The organism is Streptomyces sp. NWU339 (assembly GCF_003143855.1).
Classification (GTDB): domain Bacteria; phylum Actinomycetota; class Actinomycetes; order Streptomycetales; family Streptomycetaceae; genus Streptomyces.
This window is the reverse complement of the sequence record NZ_QFRK01000028.1, coordinates 33,261-51,576: the sequence shown is the minus strand read 5'-3', so window position 1 is coordinate 51,576 and position 18,316 is coordinate 33,261. Positions and strand designations below refer to the sequence as shown.

The 18,316-nt window shown below is 71.7% G+C and carries 12 protein-coding genes and 1 pseudogene; 11 read left to right on the top strand and 2 right to left on the bottom strand.

Translation table 11 applies throughout. The features are described 5' to 3' along the window. Nucleotides 1–96: 96 nt before the first annotated feature. From DIZ27_RS27755 to DIZ27_RS27730, 6 genes are all read left to right on the top strand, one after another. The gene (locus DIZ27_RS27755; RefSeq protein WP_109381198.1) at nucleotides 97–528 is read left to right on the top strand and encodes a hypothetical protein; all 432 of its coding nucleotides are present in this window, start codon (nucleotides 97–99) and stop codon (nucleotides 526–528) included. A 280-nt stretch (nucleotides 529–808) separates the two neighbouring features. Further along, the gene (locus DIZ27_RS27750; RefSeq protein ID WP_109381197.1) at nucleotides 809–3,064 is read left to right on the top strand and encodes an MMPL family transporter; all 2,256 of its coding nucleotides are present in this window, start codon (nucleotides 809–811) and stop codon (nucleotides 3,062–3,064) included. Next, on the top strand, nucleotides 3,042–3,608 hold the full coding sequence (locus DIZ27_RS27745) for a GNAT family N-acetyltransferase (RefSeq protein ID WP_109381196.1): 567 nt from the start codon (nucleotides 3,042–3,044) through the stop codon (nucleotides 3,606–3,608). The genes DIZ27_RS27750 and DIZ27_RS27745 overlap by 23 nt, the downstream gene beginning before the upstream one ends. A gap of 231 nt (nucleotides 3,609–3,839) precedes the next feature. Beyond that, complete coding sequence (locus DIZ27_RS27740; protein WP_109381195.1) at nucleotides 3,840–4,025, top strand: hypothetical protein; 186 nt, start codon at nucleotides 3,840–3,842, stop codon at nucleotides 4,023–4,025. A gap of 107 nt (nucleotides 4,026–4,132) precedes the next feature. Further along, the gene (locus DIZ27_RS27735) at nucleotides 4,133–7,243 is read left to right on the top strand and encodes a helix-turn-helix transcriptional regulator (protein WP_181383719.1); all 3,111 of its coding nucleotides are present in this window, start codon (nucleotides 4,133–4,135) and stop codon (nucleotides 7,241–7,243) included. 37 nt (nucleotides 7,244–7,280) lie between these two features. Further along, complete coding sequence (locus DIZ27_RS27730) at nucleotides 7,281–7,475, top strand: DUF6191 domain-containing protein (protein ID WP_109381193.1); 195 nt, start codon at nucleotides 7,281–7,283, stop codon at nucleotides 7,473–7,475. A gap of 194 nt (nucleotides 7,476–7,669) precedes the next feature. Here the strand turns inward: DIZ27_RS27730 and DIZ27_RS27725 are convergent, their stop codons facing one another. Next, entirely contained in the window at nucleotides 7,670–8,827 is a 1,158-nt protein-coding gene (locus DIZ27_RS27725) for a sorbosone dehydrogenase family protein (protein WP_109381192.1), read from the bottom strand. A gap of 133 nt (nucleotides 8,828–8,960) precedes the next feature. Next, nucleotides 8,961–9,959 (bottom strand): aldo/keto reductase, encoded by a 999-nt coding sequence (locus DIZ27_RS27720; RefSeq protein WP_109381191.1) that lies wholly within the window; start codon nucleotides 9,957–9,959, stop codon nucleotides 8,961–8,963. Nucleotides 9,960–10,034: 75 nt separating this feature from the next. On the opposite strand from DIZ27_RS27720, the gene DIZ27_RS27715 reads away from it, so the two are divergent. The 5 genes and pseudogenes from DIZ27_RS27715 (at nucleotide 10,035) to ilvC (ending at nucleotide 18,204) form a co-directional block, all read left to right on the top strand. Beyond that, nucleotides 10,035–10,985 carry a 2-hydroxyacid dehydrogenase gene (locus tag DIZ27_RS27715; RefSeq protein ID WP_109381190.1) on the top strand — a complete coding sequence of 317 codons (951 nt, stop codon included), beginning with the start codon at nucleotides 10,035–10,037 and terminating at the stop codon, nucleotides 10,983–10,985. Between the two features lie 372 nt (nucleotides 10,986–11,357). Next, nucleotides 11,358–14,404 (top strand): annotated as a pseudogene (locus DIZ27_RS27705) (putative bifunctional diguanylate cyclase/phosphodiesterase). Between the two features lie 228 nt (nucleotides 14,405–14,632). Beyond that, nucleotides 14,633–16,540, top strand: a complete 1,908-nt coding sequence (locus DIZ27_RS27695; RefSeq protein WP_109381188.1) for an acetolactate synthase large subunit — start codon at nucleotides 14,633–14,635, stop codon at nucleotides 16,538–16,540. A 21-nt stretch (nucleotides 16,541–16,561) separates the two neighbouring features. After that, nucleotides 16,562–17,086 (top strand): acetolactate synthase small subunit, encoded by a 525-nt coding sequence (gene ilvN, locus DIZ27_RS27690; RefSeq protein WP_109381187.1) that lies wholly within the window; start codon nucleotides 16,562–16,564, stop codon nucleotides 17,084–17,086. A gap of 119 nt (nucleotides 17,087–17,205) precedes the next feature. Next, a complete protein-coding gene (gene ilvC / locus DIZ27_RS27685) occupies nucleotides 17,206–18,204 on the top strand; it encodes a ketol-acid reductoisomerase (protein WP_109381186.1) in 999 nt (332 codons plus the stop codon). Nucleotides 18,205–18,316 lie beyond the last annotated feature (112 nt).

The following is an 18,316-nucleotide window of genomic DNA, read 5'->3' as shown; positions in this document are numbered from 1 at the left end:
GCGGGCTGCCGCGGAACGTCGGACCGACGGACGCTAACAGGTGGCCACCGCCCCCGCATCCGGGTTTCCGAGCCCGAGGCGCTACGCTCCCGCGGCATGAGTGGACGCGCAGATTCCGACACACCCCCGGAGACTCGGGTGGAGCCGGCCGACGCGCCGCAGGACGCCGATGCCGACGAGGAGACGGGCGTCGCCGGAGCCGGCGGGACCGCCGCCGACAGGGCCGCCGAGACCGCCGAGACCGCCGAGACCGCCGAGGACGAGGACGCCGGAGCCGACGAGCGGGAGGCGCACAGGGCGCGGTGGGCCGCGGTCTGCACCGGCGTGGTGCTCGCTCTCGCGGGGCTGGCCGCCGCCCTGCTCCGCCTCACCGGCTCCGCTCCGCTCCTCGTCGCGGCGGCCTACGCCTGCGGGGCCGGCGGCTGCGCCCTCGCCGCCGTACTGGGCTCACGCGGCCGGACCCGCAGGGCACTGTGGCTGTTGGTCGCGGGGCTGATGGTGATGGCGCTGGGGGATCAATTCGACTGATCCGACTGGTCGACTGATCCGACCGACTCGGCTGGTCCGCCTGGCTCGCGGGTCGGAACGGGCAGGTGAAGGGTGAGCCGAGTCACATCCGGTGGCGGAAGCGGTGCGCTTGTCCGGTGAGTCGCTCCTCATCAATGTGAATAAGCCCACGAACACGACAATCGATCATTTTTGCCTGCAACAGTGGCATTGCATTGCTCATGCGTTCTTTGCGGGTTGTTCAGGTCATATCGGCTGCTCCCGGTCAAAGATCCACACCGTCACTCTGGGAGCACGTTTCGTGGCAGCCCTCGCACGCTGGTGTGTCCGACGCCGTCTGATCACGGTCCTGCTGTGGCTCCTCGCCCTCGGCGGGGTCGCGGCAGGGGCCTTCGCGACCGGATCCGCGTACTCGAACGACTACGACGTGCCCGGTACCGAGTCCGGACACGCCGCCGAGCTGCTGCACGAAGGGTTCCCGACCCTCGGGGGTGACAGCGACACCCTTGTCTGGCACACCCCGTCCGGCAGTGTCCGGGACCCCGGCGTCGAGCAGACCATGACCCGCACCCTGGACCGGATCGAGGAACTGCCCGGCGTCGCCGCCGTGACCGGCCCGTACGACGCCCAGGGCCCCGGCCGGATCAGTGCGGACGGCCGCACCGCCTACGCCACCGTCACCTTCGACGCCCCGGCCAAGGACATCGACCCGGCCGAGGCGGCGGCCGTGGTCGAGGCGGCCCAGGCCGCGGAGACCGACGGACTCCGGGTAGAGGTGGGCGGCAGCGCCGCCGCACTGACCGAGGCCCCCGAAGGGCACCTCGCCGAGGTCGTCGGTGTGGTCGTCGCCGCCGTCGTGCTCTTCCTCGCCTTCGGCTCGCTCGCGGCCTCGCTGCTCCCCATCGCCACCGCGCTGGTCGGGGTCGGCACCGCCTACGCCGGAATCGTGCTGCTCGGGCACGTGATGACCGTCGCCGACTTCGCGCCCATGCTCGGCATGCTGATCGGACTCGGCGTCGGCATCGACTACGCGCTGTTCATCGTGACCAGGCACCGGCGCGGACTGAAGCGCGGGCTGTCCGTCACCGAGGCCGCCACCGAGGCCGTCGCCACCACCGGACGCGCGGTCGTGTTCGCGGGTGCCACCGTGTGCATCGCCCTGCTGGGCATGCTGATCCTCCGGCTGAACTTCCTCAACGGCGTCGCCGTCGCGGCCTCACTCACCGTCGTGCTGACCGTGGCCGCCTCCATCACCCTGCTGCCCGCCCTGCTGTCGTTCATCGGCATGCGCGCGCTCAGCCGCCGCGAGCGGCGCCGATTGGCGGAACTCGGGCCCCAGCCCGAGCTGCCGACCGGCTTCGCCGCCCGCTGGTCGGTGTTCGTCGAGCGCCACCCCAGGCTGCTCGGCGCGCTCGCGCTGGTCGTGATGGCGGTGTTGGCGCTGCCCACCTTCTCCCTGCACCTCGGCACCTCCGACCAGGGCAACGCACCCAAGACGTCCACCACCCGCCAGGCCTACGACCTCATCGCCGACGGCTTCGGGCCCGGGGCCAACGGCCCCCTCACCCTCGTCACCGAGGTCGACGGCGCCGCCGACCGGCTCGCCCTGGACCGGCTCGGTCCCACACTGAGCGCGACCGAGGGCGTCGCCTCCGTGGGACCGGTGGTCCACAGCTCCGGCGGTGACACCGCGTACCTCACCGTGGTACCCGAGTCCTCCCCGCAGTCGAAGCAGACCAGCGACCTGGTCGACCGGCTGCGCCAGGACGTGCTGCCGCGCGCCGAGGCCGGTACCGCCCTCGACGTACGGGTCGGCGGGGTGACGGCCGGCTACGACGACTTCGCCGACGTCATCATCGGCAAGCTGCCCGTGTTCGTGGGTGTCGTCGTCGGCCTGGGCTGTCTGCTGCTCCTGCTCGCCTTCCGGTCCGTCGCCATCCCGCTCAAGGCCGCCGCGATGAACGTGGCCGCCGTCGCCGGCGCCTTCGGCGTGGTCGTGGCGATCTTCCAGTGGGGCTGGGGCAGCGAACTGCTCGGCCTCGGCAGCGCGGGCCCCATCGAACCCTTCCTTCCCGTGATCATGGTGTCGGTCCTCTTCGGACTCTCCATGGACTACCAGGTCTTCCTGATCAGCCGCATGTACGAGGAATGGCTGGAGACCGGCGACAACCGGCGCGCGGTACGGGTCGGTCTCGCGGAGACCAGCAGGGTGATCAACTCCGCCGCCGTCATCATGATCTCGGTCTTCCTCGCCTTCGTCCTGACCGGCGACCGCGTGATCGCCATGTTCGGCATCGCACTCGCCGTGGCCGTCGCCCTCGACGCCTTCGTGCTCCGGACCCTGCTGGTCCCCGCGCTCATGCATCTGCTAGGCGGGGCCAACTGGTGGCTGCCGCGCTCGCTGGACCGGATCCTGCCGCGCATCAGCATCGAGCCCCCCGAGGCCCGCGCCGCCCATGAAAGGCTGGTCACGGCCATGGCCACGGACGCCGGGGCGGCGACCGTGCCCGCACAGCAGGAGGGGCGGAAGCGGGATGTACGCGATACGACTGGGTGACGACGGAGCCGAACTGCGCCCCCTGGAGCCCTGGCACGCGGAGGAGTTCCTCGCCCATCTGGAGCGGGGCCGGGAGTTCATCAACCAGTACGTCCCCTTCGGCTCCCGGGCCACCGACGTGCCCACCGCGCGGGAGGCGCTCCAGCGGTACGCCGACCTCCGCGCCGCCGACACGGCCTCGCTGCACGGCCTGTGGCTGGACGGCAGGCTCGTGGGCGGGGTGCTCACCCTCCACTTCGACGCCGAGAACGGCACCTGTGAGGTGGGCTGCTGGCTCGAGCCCGCCGCCACCGGGCGCGGGCTCGTCGCCCGGGCGATGCGGGTGCTGATCGACTGGGCGGTCGAGCAGCGCGGCATCCACCGCGTGGAGTGGGTCGCCGCCGCCGGCAACGAGCCCAGCCTCAACACCGCCCGTCGGCTCGGCATGACCCGGGACGGGGTGCGGCGCGAGGCCCATCTCCACCACGGCGTACGGCACGACCTGGAGGTGTGGTCGGTCCTGGCCCCCGAATGGCGGCGGGCACGCGCGCGTGCGGACCGATAGCGCCCGCGCTCCGGAGCCCTCCGGGGCGCACCGCGAGCACGGGGCCTCAGGCCGTCCACGAGCACCTCACGGACGGGCTAAGGCCCCTCACGCGTATCTCCCCGCACGTCTAAGGCCCCGACGGCCGCTGAAGATGCGGAACTCTTCCGATGTGGCCGGCCCGCCTGGGAGACGAAGGTGGAGGCATCGCGGAAAGCGATGTCCGACCCCCACTCTCCGAGGGATCACACCATGTACGAGTACGAGATCCACAAGTACCGTTCCACCGAGCTCATCCGCGAGGCCGAGCAGGACCATCAGGCCCGCGAGGCCGTCCGCCTCGAGCGCGCCGCCCGCCGCGGAGCCGCCGCGCGGGGCACCGAGCCCGAGAGCCATGGCCGCGGCCCACGCCGGCACCGGTTCGCCCGAGCCGTATGAACACCGAGGGGAGCAGGGGGCTCCGGCCCGCTCCCGTCGCCGACGGGCGCCGTCCGGCAGTGCTCCACGCGGTGAAAACCGGTGCCGCGATGTCGGACCCCCGTGCGATGCTCGGGGCCGTGGAGACCAGGTCCGTCAGTCCCGTGTTCGTCGGTCGTGCCGGTGAACTCGACGCGTTGAACACCGCGCTCGCCCGCGCCACCGAAGGCGCGGGCGATCCGCAGGCGTTGCTCATCGGGGGAGAGGCCGGTGTCGGGAAGACCCGCCTCGTCGAGGAGTTCGCCGCCGAGGCCCGTCGCCGGGGCGCGGTCGTCGCGCTCGGCGGCTGCGTCGAGATCGGCGCCGACGGACTGCCCTTCGCCCCCTTCTCCACCGCCCTGCGACAGCTGCGCCGCGAACTGCCCGACCAACTCGCCGCCGCGGCCGCCGGGCAGGAGGAGGAACTGGCCCGCCTGCTGCCCGAAATCGGCACCGTCGCCCCCGAGGCCCGGCGCGACGAACAGGGCATGGCCCGCCTCTTCGAACTCACCGCCCGCCTGCTGGAGCGCGTCGCCGCCGAGCACACCGTCGTCCTCGCCCTGGAGGACCTGCACTGGGCGGACGCCTCCACCCGGCATCTGCTCTCCTACCTCTTCCGCACCCTGCGCACCGGCCGCCTCGTCGTCCTCGCCACCTACCGCTCCGACGACATCCACCGCCGTCACCCGCTGCGCCCCCTCCTCGCCGAACTCGACCGGCTCCGCACGGTCCACCGCATCGAACTCCGCCGTTTCAACCGCGAGGAGGTCGGCCGTCAGATCGCCGGCATCCTCGCCCGGGAACCCGAACCGGACCGCGTCGACGAGATCTTCGAACGCTCCGACGGCAACGCCTTCTTCGTCGAGGAGCTCGCCGTCGCCTCCCACGAGGGCTGCCGCACCGGTCTCACCGACTCCCTGCGCGATCTGCTCCTGGTCAGGGTGGAGCGGCTGCCGGAGAGCGCCCAACAGGTGGTCCGGTTCGTCGCCGAGGGCGGCTCCACCGTCGAGTACCGGCTGCTGGCCGCCGTCGCCCGGCTCCCCGAGGACGACCTCCTCGACGCGCTGCGCTCGACGGTGAACGCCAGCATCCTCACGACCGCGCCCGACCGCGACGGCTACCGCTTCCGCCACTCCCTGGTCCGCGAGGCCGTCAGCGACGACCTGCTGCCCGGCGAACGCTCCCGCCTCAACCGCCGCTACGCCGAGGCCCTGGAGGCCGACCCCACGCCCGTGCCCGCCGACGAGCGGGTGACGCGCCTGGCCAGCTACTGGTACCACGCCCACGACGCGGCCAAAGCGCTGCCCGCCGTCCTCGACGCCTCCGTCGAGGCCCGTCGGCGTCACGCCTACTCCGAGCAACTGGGCCTGCTGGAAAGGGCGATGGAACTGTGGGACGCCGTCCCCGACGACCTGCGGGCCACCCTGCGCCCCGCCGACTACGCCGCGATCTACCCTTCCCCGCTGCCTGAAGGGCGTGGGGGAACCCCCAGCGGCAGCGACCCCGAGACCACCCCCCTGCGCTACCTCGACCTGATGGCCGAGGCCGCCGTCGCCGGACGGCTCTGCGGGGAACGCGAACGTGCCATGAAGATCACCAAGCGGGCCCTGCGCGTCCTCGAGGAGGAACCGGACCCGCTGCGCGCCGCCTGGTTCTGGGTGCAGCGCTCCCGGCTGACCACGTCCCTCTCCCGGGGCGACGGCTGGACCGAGCTCGGCTTCGCCCAGGACCTGGTGCGCGGCCTGCCGCCCTCCGAAGTGCATGCCGAGGTGCTCGCCTCCGCCGCCGGCTGGTCCATGCTGCACGAACCGGGCCCCGAGGCCATGGCGGCCGCCGAACGGGCCGTCGAGTACGCGCGCATGGTCGGCGCCCACGACATCGAACTCAATGCCCGGCTCACCCTGGGGGGCCTCATGGTCGACGCCGGCGCCATCGACGCCGGCCTCGCCGAGATGTACGAGGTCAAGGAGCGGGCGACCGAACTGGGTGTGGACACGGTGGTGGGCCGCAGCCACATCAACCTGCCCTCCGTCCTCGAAGGCATCGGCCGCTCGGAGGAGGCGGCCGGACTCCTGCGCGAAGGCGTGCGGGTCACCCGCAGGCTCGGGCTGCTGGACGCGGAGGGCTGGGTGTGGGGCAACCTCGCCGAGTCCCTCCACTCCCTCGGCCGCTGGGACGAGGCGGCCGAGGCCGCAGCCGGCGCCCAGCACCTGGAGCAGAGCGCCAAGCCGCGGGCCGGGGCCTGGGTACGGCTGGCCCATCTCGCCCTCGACCGGGGCGACCTGGCCACCGCGCACCGTCATCTCGACGCGGCCCGCGCCTCCTTCGGCACCCACGACTCCATGCCGCAGTACTCCCTGCCGATGGCCTGGGTCGCCATCGGGACAGCCGCCGCCGAGGGCCGTCTCGCCGACGCCCGAACCGAACTGCTCACCGCTCTCGGCGACTTCGACTCCGGGTTCCCACCCGGCACCCAGCGCTACGGCTGGCCGCTGCTGCTCGCCGCCGCGACCGCCGAGGCCGACGCCCACGGAGACCCGGTCACCGAACCGGACCGCCCGCGGATCCTCGGACACCTCCGTGCGGCGGCCAAGACCCTGGCGACCGGCGTACCGCTGTGGCAGGCGTACGAGGTGTGGCTGCGCGCCGAACTGCTGCGCGCCGAGGGCCGGTCGGCGCCGGGGGAGTGGGCCGCCGCCGTCGCCGCGCTGGAACCGCTGGAGCGGCCCTACGACCTTGCGCGGGTCCGCTTCCGGCTCGCCGAGGCGCTGCTCGCCTCCGGGGCGGGCGAGGACGAGCGCGCCCGCGCCACGGAGCTGCTGCGGCTGTCCGGAGCTGTCGCCGAGCACCTCGGAGCCGCCCCGCTGGCCCGGTCGGTCGCCCTGCTGGCCCAGCGCGCCCGCCTCACACCGGCCCCCGCCGCCCGGGAGTCCGCCCCGGCGCCCACGGATCCGGCCGACGCCCTCGGCCTCACCGGCCGGGAACGCGACGTGCTGCGCCTGGTGGCCGCCGGCCACACCAACCGCCGCATCGCCGAGCAGCTGTTCATCTCACCGAAGACGGCCAGCGTCCACGTGTCCAACATCCTCGCCAAGCTGGGTGTCTCCGGCCGGGGCGAGGCGGCGGCACTGGCCCATCGCCTGGGCCTCTTCCCGGCCGAGGGCGAGGCCGAGGCCGGGGACCGGCGGGCCGCGGGATGATGGGTGCCACGCCCACGCGGTCCTGAAAGGGGGAGCGATGTTCAACTTCTTCGAGGAACTGTTCGCACCCGGCCGCAAACACACCCACGACGAGCAGAAGCGGCTGGAGCTGACCCGGGAGGACGTCGGCGACGCCGACCCCGGACGCGGCCCGATAGACCTCGCCTCCGGAAAGGTCGTCGTACGCCCGTCACCGGCCCACCCCGAACCGGAACCGAACGAGGGGCCTTAGGGCCTGTCCGGCGGATCATGCCGCAGACGCGGGGTCCGGGACGCCCCTCCCTCAAGCTCTTCGAGCAGGGGCCCAGCGGCGTTGCCGTCGGTTGCCGAATCCCCCGCTCTCGACTTCTCCCCCACTCTCGGCTTCGCTCACCCGCGCCGATGAGGCGCCGTCGATTTCCTGCGCCCTGCTCCGCCGGACAGGCCCTAGCTCACCCGCACCTCCAGGATGCGGTCGTCGCCCTCCCTCGGAGTGAGGCGGCCGTCCGTGTTGCTGGTGACCAGCCACAGCTTGTCGCCGCCGGCCGACGCCACCGTGCGCAGCCGGCCGTACTCGCCCTTGAGGAAGGCCTGCGGTTTTGCCGAGACCTCCGTGCCCTTGAGCGGGATCCGCCACAGGCGCTCGCCGCGCAGGCCCGCCATCCAGATCGACCCCTCGGCGTACGCGATGCCGCTGGGGGAGGCCTCGTCCGGCCTCCACTGGGCCACCGGATTGTGGAAGCCGTCGTCGGACGAGCCCTCGGCCTCGGGCCAGCCGTAGTTGTCACCGGGCTTGATCGCGTTCAGTTCGTCCCAGGTGTTCTGGCCGAACTCCGAGGCGAACAAGCGCTGTTTGCCGTCCCAGGCCAGGCCCTGCACATTGCGGTGGCCGTACGAGTACACCGGGGAGTCGGGGAACGGGTTGCCCGGTGCCGGCTCACCTTCCGGGGTCAGCCGAAGGATCTTGCCGCCCAGGGATTCCTTGTCCTGGGAGAGTCCGGTGTCCCCGCTCTCGCCCGTGCCCACGTACAGCATCTTGTCCGGACCGAACGCGATCCGGCCACCGTTGTGGACCATCCCCTTGGGGATGCCGCGAAAGACGGTGTCGGGTGCGCCCAACTGCTGGCCCGCGGGCTTCTTCTCGTCGTAGATCATGCGGACGATGCGGTTGTCCGAGGCCGAGGTGAAGTAGGCGTAGACCATGTGGTCCGAGGCGAACTCCGGGGAGAGCGCGATGCCGAGCAGACCGCCCTCGCCGGCCGGCGCCACCCCCGGCACCTCGCCCAGCTCGGACTTCTCGCCCGTCTTCGTGTCGACCCGGGTGATCGTCGCCTCGTCCCGGGAGGACACCAGCAGATCGCCGTCGGCCAGGGGCGCGAGACCCCAGGGGGTGTTCAGGTCCTCGGTGACCGTGCGGAGCACCTTCACCGAGCCCTTCGCCGGGGGTGTCTCCTCGGCGCCGCGCTCCGCAGGCGAGGACTGCCCCGTCGCACGGCTCGACGGGGTGTCGCCTCCACCCGGCGCTCCTCCGTCGTCGGAGGAACAGCCGGCCGTCAGCAGGAGCGCGGCGGCGGCCAGCACGGCCGTAACGGCTCGATGGTGCACGATCTTGTCCCTTCGACACGGCAGGTTCTACCTGTCATACCCCGCTCGCGCCCCACAGGTTCCCGATCACGCGAGTCCGAATCGTCGATCACCGCGCAGCCCAGCCCCAGCCCCGGTCCAGTCCCGTCCCGCCTCAGTCCCACGACCCCTGTGCCGCGGGCAGCGCCGCAATCTCCGCCAGGTCCGTTTCCGTCAGGCGCAGCTCCGCCGCCCCGGCGTTCTCGGCGACCCACCGCTCCCGCTTGGCGCCCGGCACCGGGACCACCTGCCCGCCCAGGGACAACACCCAGGCCAGAGCCACCTGCGCCGGGGTGACGTCCTCGCCGTGCCGGCGGGCGACACGGCGCAGGCCGACCACGATCGGCTGGTTCGCGGCCATCATCTCGGCCGTGAAGCGCGGGTGCCGGGCGCGCAGATCGTCCGCCTCGAATCCCTCCCCCGGTGTCAGCGTGCCGGTCAGGAAGCCGTTGCCGAGCGGCATCGCGGCCAGGAAGCCCACGCCGCGTGCCCCGCACCACGGCAGCAGCGCCTCCACCGCCTCCGGCGACCACACCGACAGCTCCGCCTGCACCGCGCTCACCGGGAAGACCTGCTGCACCCGCTCCAGCTGCCGGATCGTCGTGTCGTGCAGCCGTGCCCCCGGCCGCCGCGCCGACCGCGCGCCGACCGCGCAGAGCCCCAGCGCCCGTACCTTTCCGGCCCGGACGAGATCGGCCATCGCGCCCCAGGTCTCCTCGACCGGCACCTCCGGGTCCGCGCGGTGCAGCTGGTAGAGATCGATGACGTCCGTCTGGAGCCGCCGCAGGGACGCGTCACAGGCTCTTCTCACGTATCCGGGGCGGCCGTTGGCCACGATGTGCTGATCGCCCACCAGCAGACCGACCTTCGTCGACACGAAGGCGTCGGCACGCCGCTCCTTCAGCACCCGCCCCAACAGCAGCTCGTTGGTGAACGGGCCGTACATGTCGGCCGTGTCCAGCAGCGTCGAGCCCAGGTCGAGTGCCCGGTGCACCGCCCTGAGCGAGTCCTCGCCGCGCTGCCGCGAGGTGCTGTAGGCCCAGCTCATCGGCATGCACCCGAGTCCGACGGCCCCCACCGCGAGCGCCGTCGCGCCGATCGTCCTGCGCTCCACCTGGTCGTGACCCTCCCTCTCCCGGCCACCAACCTAACCTCTGCCGCCGTACGCCCCTGACATAGCCTCCTGGCCATGACTGCTGACGTATGGCTTCCCCTCCCGCCGGACGAGATCGAGGGCCTTCCCGAGGGGCCCGAATACCGCTTCTGGGACGGCGCCGAGGACTTCCCCGCCGACCCGGCCGACTGCGTGTTCTACGTCGTGCCGTACATGAAGCCCAGCGAGGTCGGGGTGCGCCCGCTGCCGCTGATGAGCTCCGTCCGGGTCGTGCAGACCCTGTCCGCCGGCATCGACCACGTGCAGCCGGGTCTGCGGCACCTGCGCCCCGGCGTGCGGCTGTGCAACGCGCGCGGTGTGCACGAGGCGAGCACGGCGGAGCTGACGCTCGCCCTGATCCTGGCCTCGCTGCGCGGCCTGCCCGATTTCGTGCGGGCGCAGGACAAGGGGGAGTGGCTCGGGGGATTCCGGCCCGCGCTCGCCGACCGGAACGTGCTCATCGTGGGGTACGGATCGATCGGCGCGGCGATCGAGGACCGGCTCGCCCCGTTCGAGCTCGCGCGGGTGGCGCGCGTTGCGCGCTCCGAGCGCACCACGGCGCGCGGCCCGGTGCATCCGTTCACCGAACTGCCCTCGATGCTGCCGGAGGCGGACGTCGTCGTCCTCGCCACCCCGCTGACCGAGTCCACCCGACACCTCGTGGACGTCGGCTTCCTGGCCCGGATGAAGGACGGCGCCCTGCTCGTGAACGTGGCGCGGGGGCCCGTCGTCGACACCTCGGCCCTGCTCACCGAGGTGGAGAGCGGCCGTATCACCGCGGCCCTCGACGTCACCGATCCCGAACCCCTTCCCGCGGAACATCCCCTGTGGCGGGCGCCGGGCGTCCTCATCAGCCCGCACGCGGGCGGACCCACCTCCGCCTTCCGGCCACGTGCCGAGCGGTTGCTGGTGGACCAGTTGAACCGTTTCCTGAACCAGGAGGAGCTCCGCAACGTGATCCTGGTGACGGGGGCGGCAAGCGCGTAGTCCGCTTCGAGCACGGTCCGCGACCGTTCGGGTGCGACGGGTGCTCGCGCGTCAGGTGATCGTCACGGAGCGTAGAGAAGCTATGTCCCTGAGTGACGAGACTGGTGTATCGTCCCGACAGGGGCTGCGCCGCTGACCGATCGGCGCGGGGGATTGACATTGCGGACTGTGAGGGGGGCGACGGGCGATGCACGGCCTATGGACGAGCGATCCGACGCGACGGAGCCGCCGGCGGCGACCCTGGCGCACGACTGCGCGCAGCCGGGGTCACCGCGGCGAGTGGCCGCCCCGCCCCGCGCCCCGGAACCCAGAGGGCGCGGAGGTGTCGCGGCATCCGAGGGACCTGGAGGCAGCGCGGGCCGGGAGGGACCGGTGAGCGCGCCGGCCTCCACCTCCACGCTCGAGGGGGCGGCGCGGACGCAGCCCGCCCCAGGAGTGACGCCGGCCCGCCCGACGGCCGTGGACCGCCGGGCGGGCCTGGTCCCGCAGCTCGTCCTGGCCTTCGTCTGCGCGGTCTATGCCATCGGGGCCGCGCTCGGTTGGGGATCGGACCGACTCGCTCTGATCATGGGTGACTTCGGGCTGAGCGCCGCCGCGGCCGCGGCGGCCGTGTCCTGCTTCCTCTACGCGCGCGGCCGCCGCGTCAGCTTCCGGTCCGCCTGGCTGCTGTTCGGCATCTCCTCCGCCATGGCGTCCCTGGGCAACCTGGTCTGGGGGTGGTACGAGGTCGTTCTCGGGCTTCCCGTACCCAGTCCCAGCTACGCGGACCTGTTCTTCCTGTGCTTCGCGCCCCCCGCCATCGTCGGGCTGCTGGTGCTCGCCAAACGGCCCGTGACCAAGGCCGGCTGGGTCTGTCTGGGGCTGGACGCCTGGCTGATCGGCGGCTCCCTGCTCACCCTCGCCTGGAGCCTCGCGCTCGCCCAGACCGCGCAGGCCGGCGGTGAGCACGTGGCGCACACCGCGCTGTCGCTGGCCTATCCGCTGCTCGACATCGCCCTGGTCAGCATGGTGCTCGCCCTGCACTTCCGGCGGTCGGCAGTGAACCGCTCCGCGGTCAACACCGCGATCGGTGCGCTCGCGCTCACCGTGATGTGCGACGCCGTGTTCACCTCTCCGCTGCTGCACGACACCTACCGCTCGGGACAGCTGCTCGACGCGGGCTGGTTCGCCGGCTCGCTGCTCCTGGCGTACGCACCCTGGACCGGACCGAGGGGCGACCGGTCCGAGGACGAGGGGCACACGCGCGTGGTGCGCGAGCACCTGCCCGGACAGCGCGGCGGACCCGGCCACCACCATCTCCCCGGACCCGGCGGTGAGCGCGGCCGTTATCCGGTCTCCCGGCCCATCGCCGGTTCCCTCGCCGCGCTCACCCCGTATCTCGCCGCTGCGGTGTGCACCCTGGGCATCCTCTACACCGTCCTCAACGGTCGCAGCGTCGACCGCGTGGTCCTGCTCACCGGTGGCACCGTGGTGCTCGCGCTCGTCGTGCGCCAGGGCATCATGCTGCTCGACAACATCACCCTCACCCAGGAACTGGCGCACAAGGAGAACCACTTCCGCTCCCTGGTGCAGGGCTCCAGCGACGTCATCATGATCGCCGCCCCCAGCGGCATGCTCCGCTACGTCTCCCCGGCCGCCGCCGGGGTGTACGGCCGTCCCGCGGAGGAGCTGGTGGGTACGGAACTGGCCCAGCTCATCCACCCGGAGGACCTGGGCTGCGTCGTGCACGAGGTGCGCCGTTTCCTCGCCGCCAACCCCGTCGAGGAACCCACCACGCGCATCGAATGCCGTTTCCGCTCCGGCGGTGGGGCACCTCCCGCTCAGGGGGGTCCCCCCGCTCGAGCGAAGCCGAGAGTGGGGGAGGCTGGCTGAACGTGGAGTCGACCGTCAACCGGCACCACGGCGGCCTCATCTTCAACAGCCGGGACGTCACCGAGAGAGTGCGCCTGCAGGCGCAGCTCCAGCACAACGCCGAACACGACCCGCTGACCGACCTGCCCAACCGCGCCCTGTTCACCCGGCGCGTCCAGCAGGCCCTGTCCGGCCGCCGCGCCTCCGACCGGGGTGCCGCCCTCAGGGGCACGGCCGTGCTCTTCATCGACCTCGACGGCTTCAAGGCCGTCAACGACACCATCGGCCACCAGGCCGGGGACGAGCTGCTCATCCACGCCGCCCGCAGACTCCGGGACGCGGTCCGCAAGGGCGACACCGCCTCCCGGCTGGGCGGCGACGAGTTCGCTGCCCTGATCGTGGGCGACGGAGCCCGTGACCGGGAGGCCCGCGAGCGGCACATCCTGGAGCTCGCCGACCGTCTCAGAGTGACCCTGTCCCAGCCCTACCTCATCGACGGCAACGATGTCCGGGTCAACGCCTCCATCGGTGTCGCCTTCGCCGAACCGGCCCTCGGCGCGGGTGAACTGCTGCGCAACGCGGACCTCGCCATGTACCGGGCCAAGGCCGCCGGCAAGGGCCGGGTGGAGCTGTACCGGCCGCAGATGCAGCAGGACGTCGTCCGCAGGGCGGAGCTGGCCACCCGGCTGCGCGCCGCGCTGCACGACGGGGAGTTCGCGCTGCTGCACCAGCCGGTGGTGTCCCTGGAGGACGGCAGGATCACCTCGGTCTGCGCGCAGGCGCGCTGGCGTTCCGCGCAGGGGGTGCTGTTCACCCCCGCGGAGTTCCTGCGCGTCGCCGAGGACAGCGAGAAGACCGCCGAGCTGGGCCGCTGGCTGCTGGAGGAGGCGGTCGAGCAGGCCGCCGAACGGCAGGCGACGGGGGCGTCGGTGCCCGTGGCCGTCCGGATCGGCGCCCGCAGGCTGCTGGACCGCTCACTGCCGCTCAGCTCGATCGAGGCCCTGCTCACCCGGCACGGATTGCCCTCCGGCTCGCTGGTCGTCGAGGTGGCCGAAACCGACCCGCGGGTCTGCCTGGACGAGCTGGAGCGCCGCCTGACCGCCCTCAGGCGCGTCGGCGTCCGCATCGCCCTGGACGGCTTCGGCGACGGCTACGCGGCGATCACCGCCCTCAGGCGGCTCCCCGTGGACGTGCTCAAACTCGACCGCAGCCTGGTCGAGGGCGTGGTCGAGTCCGCACGGCTGCACAAGATCACCAGCGGACTGCTGCGGATCGCCGGCGACCTCGGGATGCAGTCCGTGGCCGACGGGGTGGACCTGTCCGAGCAGGTCGTCGCCCTCCGCGCGATGGGGTGCACGCACGGGCAGGGCATGGCCTTCTCCGGACCCCTGGACGAGTACCGGCTGCGCAGGGCGCTCGGCGCCGGTCACTGTCCGATGCCGCACGGACCGGCCGAACCCGCGTTCGCGGGCGGCGGCTCCGGCGGGTACACGTCGGGGGTGGCCACCATGCTCAGAGGCGGCACGGCTCTGCGCTCACATGATGAGACGCCTGTCCCACCCACTTGACAGTCGGTGCACGTCGGGGGGAGGGTCAGTGACATGCGCACCCGAATTCTCGTACTTGGAAAGCGCGTCGGCTGACGCTGAGCATCGACTGCTCGGCGCCCCCGTCCGGCGCGCTCCCCTCGATTGCCTTTTGGCACGAGGGGTTTTTTGTTGCACCAGCACCTGCCGCACCGCCCGCACACACCGCACAAACCTCGCAAGAACCCTCAGCATCGAGAAGAGAAGCCGATGACCGAGCAGGCCACCGGGGCCCATCCGCAGCCGCGGCCCCGATCCGGAGGACAGCAGTCCGCCCCCGAGAGCGTCACGGGCGCGCAGTCCCTCATTCGCTCTCTCGAGGAGGTCGGCGCCGACACGGTATTCGGCATCCCCGGCGGTGCGATCCTTCCCGCCTACGACCCGCTGATGGACTCCACCCGGGTGCGTCACGTCCTGGTCCGCCACGAGCAGGGCGCCGGCCACGCGGCCACGGGGTACGCGCAGGCCACCGGCAAGGTGGGCGTCTGCATGGCGACCTCGGGCCCCGGCGCCACCAACCTGGTCACCCCGATCGCCGACGCGCACATGGACTCCGTGCCGCTGGTCGCGATCACCGGCCAGGTCGCCTCCAAGGCGATCGGCACGGACGCCTTCCAGGAAGCGGACATCGTCGGCATCACCATGCCGATCACCAAGCACAACTTCCTGGTCACCAAGGCCGAGGACATCCCCCGGGTGATCGCGCAGGCCTTCCACATCGCCGCCACCGGCCGCCCCGGCCCGGTGCTGGTGGACATCGCCAAGGACGCCCTCCAGGCGCGCACCACCTTCTCCTGGCCGCCCACCATGGACCTGCCCGGCTACCGGCCCGTCACCAAGCCGCACGCCAAGCAGATCCGCGAGGCGGCCAAGCTGATCACCTCCGCGAAGCGGCCGGTCCTCTACGTCGGCGGTGGTGTCATCAAGGCCCGCGCCACGGCCGAGCTGAAGGTCCTCGCGGAACTCACCGGTGCTCCCGTCACCACCACCCTGATGGCACTCGGCGCATTCCCCGACAGCCACCCGCTGCACGTGGGAATGCCGGGCATGCACGGTGCGGTCACCGCCGTCACCGCGCTGCAGAAGGCAGACCTGATCGTCGCCCTCGGAGCCCGCTTCGACGACCGCGTCACCGGCAAGCTGGACAGCTTCGCCCCGTACGCCAGGATCGTCCACGCCGACATCGACCCGGCCGAGATCGGCAAGAACCGCGCCGCCGACGTGCCGATCGTCGGTGACGCCCGCGAGGTCCTCGCCGATCTCGTCCAGGCCGTCCAGAAGGAGCACGCCGAGGGCCACTGGGGCGAGGCCGCCAGGTCGCGGTATGCGGCCTGGTGGAAGGACCTGAGCCGCTGGCGCGACACCTACCCCCTGGGCTACGACCAGCCCGAGGACGGTTCGCTCTCCCCGCAGCAGGTCATCGAGCGCATCGGACAACTGGCGCCCGAGGACACGATCTTCGCCGCGGGCGTCGGCCAGCACCAGATGTGGGCCGCGCACTTCATCCAGTACGAGAAGCCCGCCACCTGGCTGAACTCCGGCGGTGCCGGGACCATGGGCTACGCCGTCCCGGCGGCCATGGGCGCCAAGGCCGGACAGCCCGGCCGGGCCGTCTGGGCGATCGACGGCGACGGCTGCTTCCAGATGACCAACCAGGAACTCACCACCTGCGCCCTGAACAACATCCCGATCAAGGTCGCCGTCATCAACAACGGCGCTCTCGGGATGGTCCGCCAGTGGCAGACCCTGTTCTACAACCAGCGGTACTCCAACACCGTGCTGGGCTCCGGCCCCGTCGAGACGAACAACGCCCCCACCGACCTGAACGGCGGCTCCGCCGTGGGACCGGCCACGCAGCGGAGCGCGGGCACCCGAGTCCCCGACTTCGTCAAGCTGTCGGAGGCCATGGGCTGCCACGCGATCCGCTGCGAGGACCCGGCGGACCTCGACAAGGTCATCGAGGAGGCGAACTCGATCAACGACCGCCCGGTCGTCGTCGACTTCATCGTCCACCAGGACGCCATGGTGTGGCCGATGGTCGCCGCCGGCACCTCCAACGACGAGATCATGGCCGCCCGCGACGTCCGCCCCGACTTCGGCGACAACGAAGACGACTGAGCGAGAGAGACCCAAGAGATCATGTCCAAGCACACGCTCTCCGTCCTGGTGGAGAACACCCCCGGCATCCTGGCCCGGATCGCCGCGCTGTTCTCCCGCCGCGGCTTCAACATCGACTCGCTCGCCGTCGGCGTCACCGAGCACCCCGACATCTCCCGTATCACCATCGTGGTGAGCGTCGAGGAGTTCCCGCTGGAGCAGGTGACCAAGCAGCTCAACAAGCTCGTCAACGTTCTGAAGATCGTCGAACTCGAGTCGTCGCAGGCCGTTCAGCGCGAACTCGTCCTGGTGAAGGTGCGCGCCGACAACGAGACGCGTTCCCAGATCGTCGAGATCGTCCAGCTGTTCCGCGCCAAGACCGTGGACGTCTCCCCGGAGGCCGTCACCATCGAGGCCACCGGCAGCAGCGACAAGCTGTCCGCCATGCTCAAGATGCTGGAACCGTTCGGCATCAAGGAACTGGTCCAGTCCGGGACGATCGCGATCGGACGCGGTGCCCGTTCGATCACCGACCGGTCGCTGCGCGCTCTCGACCGGTCGGCGTAAGACGGAACGGGGCGGTCGGCGACACTCCCGGCCGCCCGTATTCCGAGACTCCAAAACTTCCCGTCCCCTCACCGTCATACGGTGGGACGTGACACCCGCACACAAGGAGAGAACCCAAAGTGGCCGAGCTGTTCTACGACGCCGACGCCGACCTGTCCATCATCCAGGGCCGCAAGGTCGCGGTCATCGGTTACGGCAGCCAGGGCCACGCCCACGCCCTGTCGCTCCGTGACTCGGGTGTCGACGTCCGTGTCGGTCTGCACGAGGGCTCCAAGTCCAAGGCCAAGGCCGAGGAGCAGGGCCTGCGCGTGGTGACCCCGTCCGAGGCCGCCGCCGAGGCCGACGTCATCATGATCCTGGTCCCGGACCCGATCCAGGCCCAGGTCTACGAGGAGCACATCAAGGACAACCTGAAGGACGGCGACGCCCTGTTCTTCGGTCACGGCCTGAACATCCGCTACGGCTTCATCAAGCCCCCGGCCGGCGTGGACGTCTGCATGGTCGCCCCCAAGGGCCCGGGCCACCTGGTGCGCCGCCAGTACGAGGAGGGCCGCGGCGTTCCCTGCATCGCCGCCGTCGAGCAGGACGCCACGGGCAACGCCTTCGCGCTGGCCCTGTCGTACGCCAAGGGCATCGGCGGCACCCGCGCCGGCGTCATCAAGACCACCTTCACCGAGGAGACCGAGACCGACCTGTTCGGTGAGCAGGCCGTCCTCTGCGGTGGCACCGCGGCACTGGTCAAGGCGGGCTTCGAGACGCTGACCGAGGCGGGCTACCAGCCGGAGATCGCCTACTTCGAGTGCCTGCACGAGCTGAAGCTGATCGTCGACCTCATGTACGAGGGCGGCCTGGAGAAGATGCGCTGGTCGATCTCCGAGACCGCCGAGTGGGGCGACTACGTCACCGGCCCGCGGATCATCACCGACGCCACCAAGGCCGAGATGAAGAAGGTCCTCGCCGAGATCCAGGACGGCACCTTCGCCCAGCAGTGGATGGACGAGTACCACGGCGGTCTGAAGAAGTACAACGAGTACAAGCAGCAGGACTCCGAGCACCTCCTGGAGACCACCGGCAAGGAGCTGCGCAAGCTGATGAGCTGGGTCAACGAAGACGCGTGAGCCGAGCACTCCGCGACGGCGCCGTGCCCGGGCCGCCCCGGCCCCGCCGGCGCCGTCGTGGAGGCTTCGCCCCACACCCCCGTATCTCCAACGCCACAGGGGCTGGATTCTT

Excerpts from the sequence above, each read along its gene's own strand:
- DIZ27_RS27755 (WP_109381198.1), top strand. The coding sequence starts at position 97 with ATGAGTGGACGCGCAGATTCCGACACACCCCCGGAGACTCGGGTGGAG.
- DIZ27_RS27745 (WP_109381196.1), top strand. The coding sequence starts at position 3,042 with ATGTACGCGATACGACTGGGTGACGACGGAGCCGAACTGCGCCCCCTG.
- DIZ27_RS27740 (WP_109381195.1), top strand. The coding sequence starts at position 3,840 with ATGTACGAGTACGAGATCCACAAGTACCGTTCCACCGAGCTCATCCGC.
- DIZ27_RS27735 (WP_181383719.1), top strand. The coding sequence starts at position 4,133 with ATGCTCGGGGCCGTGGAGACCAGGTCCGTCAGTCCCGTGTTCGTCGGT.
- DIZ27_RS27730 (WP_109381193.1), top strand. The coding sequence starts at position 7,281 with ATGTTCAACTTCTTCGAGGAACTGTTCGCACCCGGCCGCAAACACACC.
- DIZ27_RS27715 (WP_109381190.1), top strand. The coding sequence starts at position 10,035 with ATGACTGCTGACGTATGGCTTCCCCTCCCGCCGGACGAGATCGAGGGC.
- DIZ27_RS27695 (WP_109381188.1), top strand. The coding sequence starts at position 14,633 with ATGACCGAGCAGGCCACCGGGGCCCATCCGCAGCCGCGGCCCCGATCC.
- ilvN (WP_109381187.1), top strand. The coding sequence starts at position 16,562 with ATGTCCAAGCACACGCTCTCCGTCCTGGTGGAGAACACCCCCGGCATC.